Consider the following 17,108-nt stretch of genomic DNA (forward strand, 5'->3'; position numbering starts at 1 on the left):
CTTTTAAGTTCTTTTGTCATATTATTTTACTTTTTATGAGGTTAATAATATGTCAAGCTATTTCAGTATAAGACAAAGCATGCAAATTGGAGGCTTATCTCAATGCTTTAGTCGCCAAAAAATGGCAAAAACAGGCAAGAAAAGCGACACCGTAAACGTAACGTACTCAATCACAATAGATTACAAGCCTCACTCATAATTCGCGTATTTGCGACCAACTTTGCCCTTGGTGGTTTACACGCGAGTTATGAGAGGCGCTTTGTAAAGAAAATTCAGCATTTATTTTCATTTCATGCAGCGGTCCACCCATCTTACAAATGGTGTTTTCCTGATGTTTTTCTCAATATAAAAATCATTCTCAAATGAAAGCGCTACGATTATTCTATACCATTAGCGTTTTTCCATCTGCGGACTGGAACTATATCTAATAGAGGTGTGTCAGAGATGAATGAGCGATTGATTTTCTTACTTTTTTTGGAAGCCTCAACAAACATGCTTATCCAACAGAAGGTAAAAGCCCATCAAATCGAATGGATTTGATGGGCTTTTACAAAGAATGTTGTTCCCACATGAGCGAGGGATTACACTTCCTTAATGTGTGATGATTATTGGGCGAGTAACTTCTTTACTACCTCAGAGATAGCACGTCCATCCGCTTTACCAGCCAACTTTTTCGTGGCTATCCCCATTACCTGCCCCATCTCTTTTATACTTGATGCGCCCACTTGCTCAATAATTTCTCTGACTGCTGAGGCAATTTCTTCCATAGACAACTGCTGAGGCAAATAACGCTCAATCACTTGAACCTGCTGCAACTCTACATCTGCCAAGTCTTGTCGACCCGCATCAATATAGGTTTGTGCGGCTTCTTTACCTTGCTTCGCCAATTTCTGTATAATCTTGAGTGCCGCATCATCGTTGAGTGTATCGTTGGCTCCAGGTGCTGTCTTGGCTTCGAGAAAAACTTTCTTGATATTTCTAAGTGTGTCGAGAGCCACTTTATCTCGCGCTTTCATCGCGGTTTTGATGTCTTCGCTAATCTGTTCAAATAGTGCCATATCATTTATTTTTAGAGGTATTACTTCATATCACATTTTGATTGCTGCCAAACTGCAAGTCTCTTTATCCAAAACTGATAACTCCTTGAATAGGATCATTGTTCTCCTTATGTTCAGATTCTTCAGTTTCGCCAGCCGCTTGTTTGCGGATATCGTCCAACATTTGACGTGTTCGTTTATAGGTGGGATAACTCTCCACAGCCAAGATGACATCCTCATTGTCCAAATCTTCGTTACTAAAGAGATAGATGTGCGGATGACGTTTGTACTTAGAGTTTTTGCCGTCCTTATAATATTGGTCTTTTCTGATGAGCAATTGTGCTTTGCGCTCTTCTTCTTCAGCAATGCGCATGGCTTCTTCTTGCGAGTGGCGCTTACCGATGTGGCTGTTCATGCCTTCCACATCATTGATACCGAAGCCTGTTGCCAAAATAGTTACCTTGACTTTCTTGCCGAGATCGGGATCGATGGCGAGTCCCCATTTAATTTCAAAGTCGCTATCAAAACGCCCCATAAAATCGTTCACATCATTCATCTCCTCCATCATCAGGCCGCTGTTGTCATTCTTTTCGTTGCAGAAGTTAATGCTCAGCAAGATTTTCTTAGAGTTAAAGATGTCGTTGTCATTGAGCAGCGGTGAGTTAAGTGCATCTTCAATCGCAGCCTTCACACGTCCCTCGCCTTCGCCAAAGCCCGTACTCATAATGGCTACTCCACCATCTTTCAGCACTGTTTTCACATCATTAAAGTCCAAATTAATGAGCCCATGGTTGGTGATGATTTCTGCTATACTCTTGGCAGCAATGCTTAAGGTGTCGTCAGCCTTACCAAAAGCGTCTAAAACGGTCAAGTCTGGATAAATTTCTCGTAAGCGTTCGTTATTGATAACCAATAGCGCATCGACATGCTTTGCCATTTCTTCCACACCGTCCAAGGCTTGGTTAATCTTCTTGTCACCCTCAAAACGGAAGGGGATGGTAACGATACCGACGGTTAAGATGCCCAATTCTTTAGAGATACGCGCAATGACGGGTGCTGCACCTGTACCCGTTCCTCCTCCCATTCCAGCGGTGATGAACGTCATACGAGTGCCGTCATTGAGCATGTTCTTGATGTCTTCAAGGCTTTCCTCGGCTGCTAATCTTGCTTTTTCGGGTTTGTTACCTGCCCCTAATCCTTCTTTTCCTAATTGTAGATGATAAGGTACAGGACTATCATTGAGGGCTTGATTATCGGTGTTACAAAGAACAAAAGTGACGTCATGGATTCCTTCGCGGTACATGTGATTAACGGCATTACCTCCGCCACCACCAACACCAATCACCTTGATGATGCTATTTGCTTTGTCTGGTTCTCCGAAATCGAGAACATCAGGAGTATTTTTTCTATCTGGCATAATTCTAAATCTTAAAAGTTAATATCTGGAATTCATCTTTCCCACGTTTTATTCTTCTTCTTCCGTTATTTTACGAGCAAAATTTTTAATGCCTTTCCAAAGCTTGTTCATTGGAGAGTTTTCTCGTTTTTCTTCCGCAATGCGTCGCTCCTCCTCTTCTTTCGCCAGTCTTTCTGCTTCTTCTTGAGCCTCTTTCTGCTTGCGAAGTCGTTCTTTTTCTTCTTCTGTTTGCACTATACCAGTCCCTGATGTCTCTGTAAAAGATCTGGGTTCTTTGGTTTGAGTGGAAGTGGTAGCAGTGTGTTTGGCATCATTTGCTTGGAACAAATCGGTGTTGATTTCTTCTCCAGCACAGTTGATATCCCCCTTAGCCAACAATCCAAGAATGGTATTCAGCGTTGCGTCGTGGGCTGTAATCTCTGGTAAATTTGAATTGATTTTTAGATTAACGAACTTAGCAACACGTATTTTCTCTGTTGGCGCCTGATCCTTGAAAGCCTTTTCGATATTTGGCATGTTGGCACCACCACCCGTCAGGATAATTCCGCCTATCAGCTTATCGGCATATTCGTTAGGAACTTGATAAAAAACGTTTTCGATAATTTCTTGTAGTCTCGACTCAACAATTTCAATAAACTTACGACTTTCAACTTTTCTGTCACTGTCGATTGGATATTTCTTGTTCTCGTCAATATCCTTATTATCCGTATATGCCGATGCATATTTTAGCTTCATATCTTCTGCTTGGCTCTCTTCCATGAGCAAAGAGGTGATGTCTTTTGTGATATTTTCTCCTCCAAGTGGGATGACCGCCAAGTGACGCAGAATATTTTTGTAATAGACAAGAACAGTAGTCGTATCCGCCCCAAGGTCTACCAAGATGCAACCCGATCGTTTCTCCGTTTCTGTGAGCACAGCATCAGCAAGAGCTAAGGGGGCAAGGTACAGCTCGGCAATCTCCATACCAGCTTTGTTAATACACTGATTGAGATTCTTATAGAATGTTTTCCGCCACAGAATGTTGAGGAAATTTCCTTCTAAACGCAAACAAGGAATGCCCACAGGGTCGAGTTGATATAAAGAGTCGACTTTATATTCCTGAGTGACGGCGTCCAAAATCTCTTGATCCGCATAGCTCATACTACGATTGGCGTCCATCAATTCGTTAATCATGTCCTGACTAACAATGGTTTCTGCAGGCAGTGTTTTCACAATAATATTCTTGACACTGCGTATGCTTTGACCGCCAACACCAACATATACACGGGCAATGTTGGTTTTGAGACTGGTCTCTAACTTCTTAACAATGTTAGTCAAGCACACTACCGTCTTGTCAATGTTGAAGACTACACCCTTGCGTATGCACGAGGTGGAATCCTCTTTAACAACAGCAAGAATTGAAATGCTGCCATCAGGATTCTTTTTTCCTGCAATACCGGTAATCTTAGAAGATCCCAGTTCTATAGCTACGATAAATTCCTTTGTCATACGTTTTATATCTTTATCAATTCAAATTCGTTATAATATCTTTTTTCAAGTGCCGTTAGCTGAACACCTTATGGTTGAGCCTCTCTCTTTTTACAGATAATCTGGTTATCAAATTCCAAGTTGATATACGAGTACTTGTTCCAACCTGCTTGGGAGAGCCCATATTTGTAGAACTTTTCTAAGCGTGTTAACTTTTGCTTGGTAAAGTCTTGTATCAATGCCAATCGTTTTTGCTGATTACTGCTTGTCGGCAAGTATCCGAGATAAACGATATGGTCTCCTACTCTTGGAACCAACTCGACACCCCGATCTGGCAAGATGTTGATTTGGACAATTTGGTTCTTCCAAAACTCGTCTTGCATGATTGTTTTGCTCAAGGCAGAAACATAATGGGTGGCAAACCATCGATTAATGTATCCTGTGGCGATGATTAAGTCGCTTGTGTAGTTGGAGTTTGGCATGATAGCATCTTGATCATCTAAATAATAGTCATCATTATTTATCGATTTGATGCGTACCACAGGCATTCGCTGTGTGATAGAAATATTGACGTGTCCATTCTGTGTCTTGAAACACTCTGCATTCTTGACGAAAGGACTGGTTTTAAGCATGTCCTCTATCTTGCGAGCATCCACATATTTTATAGGTTTTTCCAGCGGATAAAGGCGATGCTTTTCAAGTCGGTCTTGTATCTTTGCCGCATTGATAAAACCATTTGCCGTTTCATCCGCAATATTGATGGTCACCTTGGTACACACGTTTGCCGTTTCATCGGGTTTGTTAAACGCGGTGAATGCAAATACTAAGTATATTCCCAAGATAACATCAAGTACGATTGTCAATATCTTTTTCCAACGTCTCACTTATTTTCAATGATCTTAGTCATTTGTGATACATAATTGTCGAGGTCACCTGCACCCAAGACAACAAGTACATCAAAATCGCGTTTTTTAACCAAATCAATCACATCTTCCTTATGTATCATGCTCTTCTCTTTGCAGGTGAGCTCATTGTAAATAAGCGCTGAGGTAACTCCTGGTATCGGGGCTTCTCGTGCAGGATAGATGTCGCATAAGATAACCTCGTCGAGTTGGCTCAGTGCTTCTGCAAATTCTTTATAGAAATCTCGCGTCCTTGTATAAAGATGTGGCTGAAATATTGCTGTGACATGCCGATCGTGATACAGCTCACGAAGGCTTTTTGCACTTTGATAAATTTCCTTTGGATGGTGTGCATAATCTGAAAGGAAAACATGTCGCTCATTGTTTACCTTGAAATCAAAGCGTCTGTCCACACCCTTATAGGTTGACATGCCATATCGCAACTCCTCTGCAGTGCAACCGTTGAGTTGCGCCATTGCCATTGCAGCGACAGCATTCTCCACATTAATGGGAATAGGATGTCCCAATTCTACTTGGGTGACGTTCTCTATCGGCGAGATAAAGTCAAAGGTGATGGTTCCATTTTCTATTTTGATGTTTTCTGCATGGAAATCACCTCCATTGAGACTGTACCGAAACACCCTCACCTCATCGTTTACATCCTCTTGCATTTCCAACCCTTCATGAATAATCAAGGCGCCTCCAGGCTTTATCAATGTTGTGTAATGCCTAAAACTTTCTAAATATGCCTCTTTGGTTCCATAAATGTCTAAGTGGTCAGGATCTGTCGATGTGATGACACTCATCCAAGGACGAAGCCAGTGAAAGCTACGATCAAACTCGTCGGCTTCAATGACAATGCAATCACTTGTGTCGGAAAGGATGTAATTGCTGCCGTAGTTCTTGGAGATTCCTCCAAGGAAAGCATTACAATCCACATGACTTTGGTGCATGATGTGTGCGCACATCGTACTGGTTGTTGTCTTGCCATGCGTACCTGCAAAACAAAGTCCTCGATGGGTTCTTGTCAACGAACCCAAGACTTGAGCTCGCTTTAATACCTCAAAGCCGTTCGACTTGAAGTACTGCAACTCCACATGAGATTCAGGAATGGCAGGGGTATATACAACCATACAAACTTGCGGATTGCGACATGCGTGCGGAATCTCATCGATATTTTCATCATAGTGCAGGAGCATCCCCTCTTGTTCGAGTCGATGTGTCAGTGCAGAAGGCGTCTTATCGTACCCCGCTACCACCAATCCTTTATGCAGAAAATAGCGTGCGATGGCACTCATTCCTATGCCACCAGCTCCCAAGAAATATACCGATTTGATTTCTTTTATATCCATTTTTTTATTTCCTATAATCTCTTATACGTTCAATGCTGTTGACGAGCAGCCAATTTGAGAACCTCTTTTGCAATGATTTCAGCAGAATTTGGTAATGCGAGTTTCAAAATATTTTCGCTGAGGGATGCCAACTTTGCATCATCCTGCACTGTTTTCATCGCCTGTTCGAGCAAAATGTCTTTGGCTTCTACATCTTTTACGTAGATAGCCGCATTTTTATTGACCAGTGCCATTGCGTTTTGCGTTTGATGATCCTCCGCTACATTGGGGCTTGGAACTAAGATGACAGGTTTTCCAATCAGACAAAATTCGCTAATCGAGCTTGCTCCTGCACGACTAATCACCAAGTCGGAAGCCTGATAAGCTACCCCCATATCACTGATAAAGTCGGTGACATAGAGGTTGGGCAATGGCGCTTGTGTCTTCAATGCGTTGCAAATATCCTTATAGTAATATTTTCCTGTTTGCCAAATAAATTGAACCTCACTTGTTCGTATCATATCCAAGTGGCTTTGGATGCTTTCATTCAAAGTTCTGGCACCCAAACTTCCACCTACCAAAAGTATCGTCTTTCGGCTTGGATCTAATCCAAAGGTCTCTCTGGCAGCTTCTTTTGATAATGTTGTCTGCAACACATTTTGCCTTACGGGGTTTCCTGTTATGATAATTTTGTCTGCGGGAAAGAAGCGTTCCATACCCTCGTACGCCACACAAATCTTGTCTGCTTTCTTACCTAACAGTTTATTAGTGACCCCTGCATACGAGTTTTGCTCTTGTATGAGACAGGGAATATGTAGCTTGGAACACACGTTGAGCGTGGGTCCACTGGCATATCCGCCAACACCAACTGCCACCATTGGCTTGAAATCCTTAATAATGGCTTTTGCCAATCGTTGACTCTTCCATATCTTGACCAACACGGAGAGGTTCTTAAGCAGATGATGCCGATCGAATCCTGCAATAGGCAGTCCTTTGATTTCATATCCTGCTTTTGGCACGCGCTCCATTTCCATTCGACCTTGAGCACCGACAAAAAGAATCTTTGCATCGGGGCGTTCTTTCTTAATGGCATTGGCTATAGAGATAGCGGGAAATATATGTCCTCCCGTTCCACCTCCACTGATGATGATTCTCAAATCACTGTTCATCTTTTATATTTATATGAATAGGCAAAAGTAATCAAAATTTCTTTGATTTTACCATATTCAATGATATTTATCTTATCTTGCGTTTCTTATGCTGAAGCCATTGCGGTGCTCATTTCCATGTCTTTATCTTCATCGGTTACTTGTTTTTTCTTCGCCGATCGACTCACACTAAGGATAGCTCCAATATACACACAGTTGATGATAGTTGACGTTCCACCCTTGCTTACTAAAGGAAGTGGCTGCCCAGTAACAGGTGCCAAGCCCACCGCTACGCACATATTGAACAATGCCTGTGTCACTAAAAGCAAAGCCAAGCCCATGGCAAGAAAGGCAGGGAAGTTGTTTTCACAGCGATTGGCTATCTGCCCCGTTCTGAAGAGAAGGATAATATAGAGCATGGCGACAAAGATCCCACCGATAATTCCCATCTCTTCGATGATGATTGCGTAGATGAAATCGGAGAAGGCTTGGGATAGGAAATCGCGTTCCACCGAATTTCCTGGACCTTTTCCTATCACATTGGAGGAAACAATGGCAATATTGGCATGCCCAATCTGTCCATCCTTGTCCAAATCGAAATCCTCAGGAGCAATCTCTTTGCCATCAATGAAACGATCGATGCGCGCTTTCCATGTGTCAAAACGGTGAAAGACTTTCGTGAACATCGTTGTTTCCTCTTTCTCCGCCGTATTAGATACTTGTACAACCTGTTGTCCTTGGACATTTATTTTTTCCCTGTCTTGCCCCACTAACATGACGAGTGCGAACACTGTTACAATGAGTAACGTAACGATTCCCAACACCTTACCTAATATTTTGCCAGGTACTCGTCCTATCATCATCATGAGGAAGATAACCAAACACAGCAACATGGCTGTTGAAAGATTTTCCACCATAATGAAAGGTACGATGCAGCCACTGACAATAAGGATGTATTTGAAGGCATTTTTGTCTGCTCCTTGTTCTGTTTGCATAGCACTTAAAATCTGCGCAGTGGCCAAAACCATCGTGCCTTTGGCTATTTCGGACGGCTGGAACTGGATGCCGATGATGCTAATCCAACGTTGGGCACCATTGGTGGACTGTCCTGCAATGAGTACTGTAATCAAGGCAATGATTGAGAGTACGAGCAGGAAAGGAGTCACAATCTTGAAATATTTGCATTTAATATTAAGCGTCACGACCATTGCAAACACACCAACCAGCAAGATTCCAGTGTGCTTGACGATAGGAGCCCAGTAATGTCCGCCCTTATAAGTCAGACCTGCGGAGGCAGAATATACTTCGACGATCGAGATGATGCATAAAAAGAAAAAGACCATCCAAATCACCTTGTCTCCCTTAAAGATATTTCCTAATGTTTTATCCATTATAAATTTCTTACCAATGTCTTAAACTGATTTCCTCTATCTTCCATATTTTTGAACAAGTCGAAGCTGGCACAGCAAGGACTTAGCAATACCGTGTCGCCAGGACGTGCCATGTCATAGCAGGCTTCTACACATTCTTTCATAGAGTGGGTATCACGCACAGGGATGCCCAAGGAGTCGAAATTATTGTGAAGTTTCGTATTATCTGCGCCTAAATACACTAATCCAACGCATTTCTTTTTTACCAATTCCTTAATAAGTTGGTAGTCATTGCCCTTATCTTTTCCTCCAAGAATCAAGATTGTCGGTGTATTCATGCTCTCCAATGCGTACCAACAAGCATCGACATTTGTGGCTTTCGAATCATTGATATATTCTACACCGCCCACTTTGCACACCTTTTCTAACCGGTGTTCCACGCCAGGGAAGTCGCTCAAGCTTTTCCTTATCACGTCATTTCGTATTCCGGCAATGTCAGTGGCAATACCTGCAGCCAAAGAGTTGTACACATTATGCTTCCCCGTGAGTGAAAGTGCTTCTTGTTCCATGTTGAAAGGAGTGGGCTTTTCGATGGTGTACTGTCCTTCCTCAATATAGCCTATCGAACCTTTCTCTTTCAGTTCTGAAAATGGACACTGTACGGCTTTGATATCATACTTTTGCAATTCTCGCTTGATGATAGGGTCATCGTTCCAATAAATGAAGCTATCTTTTTCGGTCTGGTTTTGGATAATGCGCATTTTGGCGTCTACATAGTTTTGCATGCAGTTGTCATAGCGGTCCAAATGGTCGGGAGTGATGTTCAACAAGATAGCAATATCTGCCTTAAACTTGTACATGTTATCCAACTGGAACGAGCTTAATTCTATGATATAGTATTCGTGTGGGTCTTCCGCTACTTGTAAAGCCAAGCTCCGTCCAATGTTTCCAGCCAATCCTGCGTCATATCCGGCTGCTTTGAAGATATGATAAATCAGCGAGGTCGTCGTCGTCTTACCGTTGCTGCCCGTAATGCAAATCATTTTAGAATGCGTATATCGTCCTGCAAACTCTATTTCGCTAATGATATTGGTACCCTTCTTCATGAGCTTTTGTATCATAGGTGCTTCCTTTGGAATGCCCGGACTCTTAATCACCTCATCTGCGTTTAGAATCAAATCGGGAGTATGTTGCTTTTCTTCCCAACGGATGTGGTGTGCATCGAGCATCTTTTTGTATTTGTCTTTAATCTCACCCATGTCAGATACAAATACATCAAAGCCTTCTTTTTGGGCTAATATGGCAGCTCCTACTCCACTCTCTGCTGCACCGAGAATAACAATTCGTTTCATATCTTTTTTCTTTTTATTCTAATCATAGCCACGTATCAACGAAGTTTTACAAGTTGCTGATGAACAGTTTTTTATCTTTTAATATTAGCTGATACATCTTATTGCTTTATTCACTCAATGACTTCATTTTATTGGAGCTAACCACTATCATTTATCTTATCTTAAGAGTAATAATCGTCATGGCTGCTAATATAATGGTGATAATCCAGAAACGAATGGTAATTTTCGATTCGTGGATGGCCGAATGAGGTTTTTTAATGAGGTAATTGCATGCAGGATCCAGCTGAGAATCTTGTGTGCGAAAATTGTCATGGATAGGAGTACGCTTGAAAATTCGTCGCTTTATCCCTTTTCTCTTCCCACTCTTATAGTAATATACTTGGAGTATCACGCTCAAACTCTCTACAAAGAAGATACCACAGAGTATAGGGAGTAACAACTCTTTATGAATGATAATGGCAGAGACCGCAATGATACCCCCGATAGTTAGTGAGCCTGTATCGCCCATGAACACCTGTGCGGGGAAAGAGTTGTACCATAAAAAGCCGATGAGCGCACCGACAAAGGCGCACATAAAGACCACCAACTCCTGCGAGCCTGGAATATACATAATGTTGAGATAAGCAGCGAACTCAATGTGTGAACTAACATACGCCAAGATTCCCAGCGTAACGCCAATGATAGCAGAATTGCCTGCACACATTCCATCCATGCCGTCGTTAAGATTGGCACCGTTAGAAACTGCGGTCACTACGATAATTGTCATGATGACAAACAATATCCATCCTGCCGCAGTTTTGTATTTTCCGCACCAACTCATCACGCCCGAATAATCCAGATTATGACCTTTCACGAAAGGGATTGTTGTTTTGAGTGATTTCCGAGCATCTGTTCGATGCTTAATCACCATTTCATGACCTTGCTGTTCGATAGCCAAATTTTCATTGATTTTTACATCTGGTGAGGACCATAACACCAGTCCTACTATCAAGCCAATGCCTACTTGCCCAATAATTTTATATTTGCCTTTCAGTCCCTCTTTGTTCTTGCGGAAGATTTTGATGAAGTCGTCCATCCCACCAAGAAATCCCAACCAAACGGTAGTAATAATCATCAGGATGAGGTAGATGTTGCGAAGTCGTCCCAACAACAGTACGGGTATGAGTATGGCAGCAATAATGATGACCCCACCCATGGAGGGAACACCTATTTTGTTAACTCCAAAGGGGTCGATAGAGGCATCACGTTGGGTTTCCGTGATTTGTTTCTGACGAAGATATTTAATGAATTTTTCACCAAACCATGCTGAGATAACCAACGAAAGAATGAGGGCAAGCAGCGACCTAAAAGAGATATATCCCCATAGATGCGCACCTGAAATGCCGTATTGCTCTAAAAATCTAAATAAATAGTATAACATCCTCTAAGTTTAATAGGGTTGTGGAAACGTATTATGATTGTTTGAAAATTTCTGCCAGCACTTCTTTATCGTCAAAATGATGCTTTACGCCCTTGACTTCTTGATAAGTTTCGTGTCCTTTCCCTGCCACAAGGACAACGTCGTTCTTATCTGCAAGCATGCAGGCGGTGCGTATGGCTTCCCTTCTATCTACAATGCTCAACACCTTTTTCATATCCTGTGCATCCAAACCCGCTAACATATCGTTGATAATGTCTTGCGGATCTTCAAATCGAGGATTGTCACTGGTGATAATCACTTTATCACTTAGCTGTACTGCCTGCTTTGCCATTAACGGACGTTTACCCTTGTCACGATTACCACCAGCCCCACAAACGGTGATGACATGACCTTTACCGTCTACTTCATGAATGGCAAGGAGTACATTTTTCAATGCATCAGGAGTATGCGCATAGTCCACAACAGCCGTAAATCCTTGTGGAGAGTGAAGCGTGTCCATACGTCCGTTGACACTGTGCAGCGTACTCATCGCTATCAGAATCTCTTCTCGTTGTTTACCCAACATGCGTGCAGTAGCGTAAACGGCTAACAGATTGCTGACATTAAATTTACCGATGAACTGCACTCCCACTTCCTGACCATCAATCTCTAAGTACATACCTTGAAAATGGCATTCGATGATACGAGCTTTGAAGTCAGCTGCGGTACGGACAGAGTAGGTCTTTACTGTTGCTTTGGTATTTTGCACCATGACCATGCCATTCTTATCGTCCGCGTTTGTAATAGCGAAAGCCGACTTGGGCAGGTGGTCAAAGAAGGACTTCTTAGCGTTGCGATAGTTCTCAAAAGTCTTATGATAATCTAAGTGGTCACGTGTCAGGTTGGTAAAAATACCTCCTGTAAAGTTCAATCCACCAATTCTCTTTTGCGCAATGGCATGTGACGAGCATTCCATGAATACATATTCACAATGCTGCTCTACCATTTTTGCCAACAGTTCATTTAGCTCTATGGGGTCAGGCGTGGTATGATCGGCAGGTATTTGCTCATCCTCGATATAATTGCATACCGTTGAGAGCAAACCACAGCGATGCCCCAATTTGCGAAACATATTATATAATAAGGTGGCAATGGTTGTCTTCCCATTTGTTCCTGTGACACCAATAAGCTTTAAGTGCTTGGAGGGTTCTCCGTAAAAGCGTGTCGCCACCTTACCGACAGCATCTTCGGTTGATGTGACAACAATGTAGGTAATGCCAGACAACGGTTCTTTCGGTGCTTTTTCACATAGTACTGCGACAGCTCCTAACTGAATGGCTTTATCAATATAATCGTGTCCATCCACCTGTGTCCCTTTGATAGCCACAAACAGATGACCAGGTTTTATCTTCCGGGAATCAATGTTTACTCCCGATATACTGACATTCGTATCACCCAAAATGTCAGTGCATTTAATGTCTTTGATTAATTCGTTACAAATCATATATTTGAATTATTGTGCATTAACTTAATGTAAGGAGGCATACTTGTTTTTTCTGAATGCGATGTCCTGGTGGAAGACTTTGTTGAACCACCTTCCCGCGACCGTTGAGACGCACCTTGACTCCTCTATTCTCAAGGATGTAGACAGCATCACGTGCACCCATTCCTAAAACATCAGGGATGTATTGATGCGTATACATCTTAGCTTTTTTCAGCTCAACACTCGAATTGTTTTGAATCTCAGCTGTTCCCCAAATTGGATTACCGTTTGCAAAGGTTCCACTCCAGTTACGGTTGGTATTGATGCCCAAATGAGTCAACACATAATTGGCAGCAAGCACGTTTCCGTTCTTTACCGCTGGAATAAGAATGGAGGTAGAGTCTTTGGCATCTTTCACATCTAACTTTAAGTCTTGAGCCATGACGCCTTCCGAGATGTGATGAAAGACAACGCCACTCATCCCACCGCCTGAAGCTGGAAGTCCTGACTTTTGAATGCAGACAATACAACTGTAACGAGGATTGTCTGAAGGGAAATAGCCTGCAAAACTTAAGAGATAGTTGGTTCGTCCAACCTTATAACCGCCCGAACCTTGTGAGATTTGTGCCGTTCCTGTTTTACCAGAGACTTTGAAAGATGGCGACCCTGCTTTGCGTCCCAAGCCTTGACTCACTACATGCTCTAAGATTGTTTGAATCTCTCCCAACGTTTTAGGTTTGCAAATTTGTGAACGCAATACCTTTGGAGGAAAATCGATGAGTACTTCACCGTCTTTTACCACCTGTTTAACAAATCTGGGTTGCATCATTTTTCCATTGTTGGCAATGGCATTATAAAAGGTAAGCGTCGAAATAGGAGGCACTTGAGTCTCGTAACCAATGCTCATCCATGGCAAGGCAGTCTTGCTCCAGTTAATCCATTGTCCACGTTCATTTTTCTTAGGCATACGAATGATCGCAGAGGAGGAGCCTACCAATGGAATGTTGAGGGCGTCTGCTAAACCTGTACGGTAGAGACCTTGCACAAATTTCTCTGGGTTGTCACGATAATGATCGTCAATGATGCGACTCACACCAATATTAGAACTATATAAAAGAGTTTGAGGCAAGGTGAGTGTTCCATAACCTCCTCGACGCCAGTTGTGGTCTTTCATTTGTCTCCCATACATGGGCCAAACACCTCCAGCTGTTTCTATACGAGCCGTTGTATCCACGACACCATCATCGAGTGCGACCATCATTGAGGCAACTTTGAAAACCGAACCCGGCTCTAACAAATCACTGACCGCATGATTCTTAACTTCCCGATATTCGCCATCAAAACATTTTTCCATGTTTACAATTGCCTTGATGTCACCTGTCTTCACCTCCATGACTAAGGCAACACCCACATTGCCGTTAATCTTCTTCAACTCATCAATGACAGCTCGTTCGGCTAAATCTTGCATTCCTACGTCAATGGTAGTCACAATGTCTGCACCGTCAATGGGAGGGGTATCCATGATGTCCAAGAACTTGTTGAGTACTTTGCGACGATGTACGATACCGTTTTTACCACGAAGAATAGAATCGTAAGACAACTCCAATCCAAAACGAGCCGTATCCTTTGCCCCATACATGGCACCAACTGTACGTCCCGCTAATGAGCCATAAGGACGCTGCCGAGCGTTGAACTCCTCATAGTGAAAACCGCTCATATATTTGGAGAGATTAAATATGGGCAAAGCCTTGATTTCCGTAAAAGAATTATAGTCGATACGTTTCTTCCAAATAGGCCAGTGACGACTTTGTTGCTGTCGTCCTGTCTCCAATTCTTTTCTAAAGGCAGAAGCAGGCTTTTCTGGAAATATCTGATGCAAACCTTCACAGATAGAGTCGAGCTTTACTTCCCAAAGAGAATCGTTTTTCGAGGTACGGAGACTCTTGAAATCCATGTACACTTTAAATTCAGGCAACGAACTTGCCATTAGTTCTCCATTACAACTTAAAATGTTTCCACGCATGGGTTTGATATCAACACTATCGCGCTTTACTCGATCGGCAACCTTTGTCCAATAATCGCGTTTCGCTGTCATAATATAGAGTGTTTTACCCACTACGGCAACAGCTACCAAGGTCATCATAATGGCGATGGCGCTGTAACGAGGCATAATTTTTTTATAATCAAACTTATTCATTTATTTGGAACTTGGATAATATATGGTGGTTGATTCGCAATCTTTAATACACTGTCTTGATTATTTTTAAGCATATCCAACACGTTGCTTTCCCTGCTTTTCTCGGTAAGCTGACTGCTGCTGGATAAAGCCTTATATCTTGCATCTTTAAGTTCTTTCTGAAGTTTATCAATCTCGATAAGGTTTTGCTGAACACTGTAACGATTAGAGATGTAAATGATAGTAAAGAACGTAATAAGGAGGAAAATCCAAATTTGTTTGCGTACAGTTGACGTGGTTAGAATATCTCCACCAAGAATCTTTCTTAAAGTAAAGTTTCTCGATAAAGGTGCTTCTTCTTCACGCGCTTGCTCTTTGATAACCTCTTTCAAGGTAGGCGCTTCTTCGGTGTCTTTATCTACCGAAGAATCCAACGCTGCATCCGCATCTTTATAAGCGTCTGTGGGAATGGGCTGTACATCTATGTCTTTTTCATCCGTTGTCATATCTTCTCAGCGATTCTTAGTTTAGCACTTCGGCTACGTGGATTTTCCTGTTGCTCTTGTGGTGTAGGCGTGATAACCTTATTGTTCAAAAGTTTGAAAGTCGTTTCAATTCTTCCGAAGAAGTCTTGCTGCACTTTTCCTTGTACGTTGCCTGTCTTCATGATGTTTTTTACCATGCGATCCTCTAAGGAGTGATAGGTGATAACAACCAATCTCCCACCAGTAGTCAATAATTCTTGAGCGCTATTGAGCAACTCTTTTAATGCCTCCATCTCATGGTTAACTTCGATACGGAGTGCTTGAAATAGTTTTGCGAGGTCTTTCTTCTCACGCGCTTTTCCAAACACAGCTTCCACTGCTTGTATCAAGTCATGGGTACTTGTTATGTTCTTTTGACTTCTGGCTTTGACTAATAACGATGCTATCCTTCGTGCATTTTTGAGTTCTCCATACAAATAGAAAATATCAGCCAACTGTTCTTCATCGTAGGTGTTAATCACATCGGCAGCTGTCAGCGACGCCTTGGTGTTCATGCGCATATCAAGTGGAGCATCAAACCTGAATGAGAACCCCCTATTTTCATCATCGAAATGATGACTCGAAACACCGAGGTCAGCCAATATCCCATCTATCTTATCTATCTTGTAATATCTCATCCAGTTCTTCAAGTATCTGAAGTTTGAACGTATAAAAGTAAAGTTATCCTGCAACAGCACCTCATGCCCTTCTTGTTGAATGTTTTTTTCCGCATCCAAATCTTGATCAAAGCTGAAAAGATGTCCTTTTTCATTGAGTTGAGAAAGTATTTTCATAGAATGACCCCCTCCACCAAAGGTGGCATCAACATAAATGCCCTCTGGGTGAATGTTCAATCCCTCAATACTTTGTTCTAAAAGAACGGGGACATGGTAACTTCCTGCTGTCTTTATCATCATTTTGAAGAATTGATTGTCGTCTCTTCTGTCGCCGAATTCATCAGGTGTTGCAACGCCTCTCCAAACTCCAGTGAGTCCATGAAAGGCTCTTTGACACGCTCATTGCACCACACTTCTATGGTATCGTCCATTCCAATGAATCTGACTGATTGCTCAATATGAGCCAATATTTGATATCTTTTGGGAATGAGAAAGCGACCATTTCCATCTAAGGTCAACAATTCTGCATCTGACACAAACTGTCGAAAGATTTGTTGCTCTGCCGCATTCCATCGAGATAGTTTTGCACGCAAGTTATCTAATTGCTCATTCCAAACGCTTTCGGGATAGAGCGTGAGGCAAGATTGAAATACATCTTTGCGCAACACCAACACTTCTTCGCCAGATGCTTGTAGCACCTTGCGGAAAGTGGCTGGGAGAAAGACTCTGCCCTTGGCATCAACCTTAGCTTCTATATTTCCTAAAAAACGCATGTGTACCTATTTTATAAGCAAAAATTTATTTGCTGTCAAAGATACATAAAATTCCCCACATTTCCCCACTTTTATACTTAAAATCTATATTTCAATAAAAATTTGCAATATT

The 17,108-nt window shown here is 42.1% G+C and carries 14 protein-coding genes; all 14 read right to left on the reverse strand.

Going from position 1 to position 17,108, the window contains the following annotated elements; translation table 11 throughout:
• Nucleotides 1–605: 605 nt before the first annotated feature.
• The 14 genes from DEM91_RS00955 to mraZ all read right to left on the reverse strand — a co-directional run bounded on the left by DEM91_RS00955 (nt 606) and on the right by mraZ (nt 16,996).
• Nucleotides 606–1,058 (reverse strand): GatB/YqeY domain-containing protein, encoded by a 453-nt coding sequence (locus DEM91_RS00955; RefSeq protein WP_249857520.1) that lies wholly within the window; start codon nt 1,056–1,058, stop codon nt 606–608.
• 64 nt (nt 1,059–1,122) lie between these two features.
• Nucleotides 1,123–2,454 carry a cell division protein FtsZ gene (gene ftsZ, locus DEM91_RS00960; RefSeq protein WP_028900916.1) on the reverse strand — a complete coding sequence of 444 codons (1,332 nt, stop codon included), beginning with the start codon at nt 2,452–2,454 and terminating at the stop codon, nt 1,123–1,125.
• 48 nt (nt 2,455–2,502) lie between these two features.
• Entirely contained in the window at nt 2,503–3,942 is a 1,440-nt protein-coding gene (ftsA, locus tag DEM91_RS00965; protein WP_249857521.1) for a cell division protein FtsA, read from the reverse strand.
• 68 nt (nt 3,943–4,010) lie between these two features.
• Complete coding sequence (locus DEM91_RS00970) at nt 4,011–4,805, reverse strand: cell division protein FtsQ/DivIB (protein ID WP_249857522.1); 795 nt, start codon at nt 4,803–4,805, stop codon at nt 4,011–4,013.
• Nucleotides 4,802–6,175: a UDP-N-acetylmuramate--L-alanine ligase gene (murC, locus tag DEM91_RS00975; RefSeq protein ID WP_249857524.1), complete on the reverse strand. Its 1,374-nt coding sequence runs from the start codon at nt 6,173–6,175 to the stop codon at nt 4,802–4,804. The genes DEM91_RS00970 and murC overlap by 4 nt, the downstream gene beginning before the upstream one ends.
• Nucleotides 6,176–6,204: 29 nt before the next feature.
• Nucleotides 6,205–7,323 (reverse strand): undecaprenyldiphospho-muramoylpentapeptide beta-N-acetylglucosaminyltransferase, encoded by a 1,119-nt coding sequence (gene murG / locus DEM91_RS00980; RefSeq protein WP_249857525.1) that lies wholly within the window; start codon nt 7,321–7,323, stop codon nt 6,205–6,207.
• 86 nt (nt 7,324–7,409) lie between these two features.
• On the reverse strand, nt 7,410–8,693 hold the full coding sequence (locus tag DEM91_RS00985; protein ID WP_249857527.1) for an FtsW/RodA/SpoVE family cell cycle protein: 1,284 nt from the start codon (nt 8,691–8,693) through the stop codon (nt 7,410–7,412).
• Nucleotides 8,693–10,024 (reverse strand): UDP-N-acetylmuramoyl-L-alanine--D-glutamate ligase, encoded by a 1,332-nt coding sequence (murD, locus tag DEM91_RS00990; RefSeq protein ID WP_249857528.1) that lies wholly within the window; start codon nt 10,022–10,024, stop codon nt 8,693–8,695. The genes DEM91_RS00985 and murD overlap by 1 nt, the downstream gene beginning before the upstream one ends.
• A gap of 151 nt (nt 10,025–10,175) precedes the next feature.
• Nucleotides 10,176–11,444, reverse strand: a complete 1,269-nt coding sequence (locus tag DEM91_RS00995; protein WP_008123857.1) for a phospho-N-acetylmuramoyl-pentapeptide-transferase — start codon at nt 11,442–11,444, stop codon at nt 10,176–10,178.
• Between the two features lie 31 nt (nt 11,445–11,475).
• The gene (locus DEM91_RS01000) at nt 11,476–12,927 is read right to left on the reverse strand and encodes a UDP-N-acetylmuramoyl-L-alanyl-D-glutamate--2,6-diaminopimelate ligase (protein WP_249857529.1); all 1,452 of its coding nucleotides are present in this window, start codon (nt 12,925–12,927) and stop codon (nt 11,476–11,478) included.
• A gap of 19 nt (nt 12,928–12,946) precedes the next feature.
• Nucleotides 12,947–15,103: a penicillin-binding protein gene (locus DEM91_RS01005; protein ID WP_249857530.1), complete on the reverse strand. Its 2,157-nt coding sequence runs from the start codon at nt 15,101–15,103 to the stop codon at nt 12,947–12,949.
• A complete protein-coding gene (locus tag DEM91_RS01010; RefSeq protein WP_249857531.1) occupies nt 15,100–15,588 on the reverse strand; it encodes an FtsL-like putative cell division protein in 489 nt (162 codons plus the stop codon). Before DEM91_RS01010 ends, DEM91_RS01005 begins: the two co-directional genes overlap by 4 nt.
• On the reverse strand, nt 15,585–16,520 hold the full coding sequence (rsmH, locus tag DEM91_RS01015; protein WP_249857608.1) for a 16S rRNA (cytosine(1402)-N(4))-methyltransferase RsmH: 936 nt from the start codon (nt 16,518–16,520) through the stop codon (nt 15,585–15,587). The genes DEM91_RS01010 and rsmH overlap by 4 nt, the downstream gene beginning before the upstream one ends.
• On the reverse strand, nt 16,520–16,996 hold the full coding sequence (mraZ, locus tag DEM91_RS01020; protein ID WP_249857533.1) for a division/cell wall cluster transcriptional repressor MraZ: 477 nt from the start codon (nt 16,994–16,996) through the stop codon (nt 16,520–16,522). The genes rsmH and mraZ overlap by 1 nt, the downstream gene beginning before the upstream one ends.
• Between the last annotated feature and the right edge of the window lie 112 nt (nt 16,997–17,108).

This window comes from Prevotella sp. TCVGH (assembly GCF_023522295.1).
Classification (GTDB): Bacteria; Bacteroidota; Bacteroidia; order Bacteroidales; family Bacteroidaceae; genus Prevotella; species Prevotella timonensis.

Coding starts and splice junctions, on each gene's coding strand:
- DEM91_RS00955 (WP_249857520.1), bottom strand. CDS start 1,058: ATGGCACTATTTGAACAGATTAGCGAAGACATCAAAACCGCGATGAAA.
- ftsZ (WP_028900916.1), bottom strand. CDS start 2,454: ATGCCAGATAGAAAAAATACTCCTGATGTTCTCGATTTCGGAGAACCA.
- ftsA (WP_249857521.1), bottom strand. CDS start 3,942: ATGACAAAGGAATTTATCGTAGCTATAGAACTGGGATCTTCTAAGATT.
- murC (WP_249857524.1), bottom strand. CDS start 6,175: ATGGATATAAAAGAAATCAAATCGGTATATTTCTTGGGAGCTGGTGGC.
- murG (WP_249857525.1), bottom strand. CDS start 7,323: ATGAACAGTGATTTGAGAATCATCATCAGTGGAGGTGGAACGGGAGGA.
- DEM91_RS00985 (WP_249857527.1), bottom strand. CDS start 8,693: ATGGATAAAACATTAGGAAATATCTTTAAGGGAGACAAGGTGATTTGG.
- murD (WP_249857528.1), bottom strand. CDS start 10,024: ATGAAACGAATTGTTATTCTCGGTGCAGCAGAGAGTGGAGTAGGAGCT.
- DEM91_RS00995 (WP_008123857.1), bottom strand. CDS start 11,444: ATGTTATACTATTTATTTAGATTTTTAGAGCAATACGGCATTTCAGGT.
- DEM91_RS01000 (WP_249857529.1), bottom strand. CDS start 12,927: ATGATTTGTAACGAATTAATCAAAGACATTAAATGCACTGACATTTTG.
- DEM91_RS01005 (WP_249857530.1), bottom strand. CDS start 15,103: ATGAATAAGTTTGATTATAAAAAAATTATGCCTCGTTACAGCGCCATC.
- DEM91_RS01010 (WP_249857531.1), bottom strand. CDS start 15,588: ATGACAACGGATGAAAAAGACATAGATGTACAGCCCATTCCCACAGAC.
- rsmH (WP_249857608.1), bottom strand. CDS start 16,520: ATGATAAAGACAGCAGGAAGTTACCATGTCCCCGTTCTTTTAGAACAA.
- mraZ (WP_249857533.1), bottom strand. CDS start 16,996: ATGCGTTTTTTAGGAAATATAGAAGCTAAGGTTGATGCCAAGGGCAGA.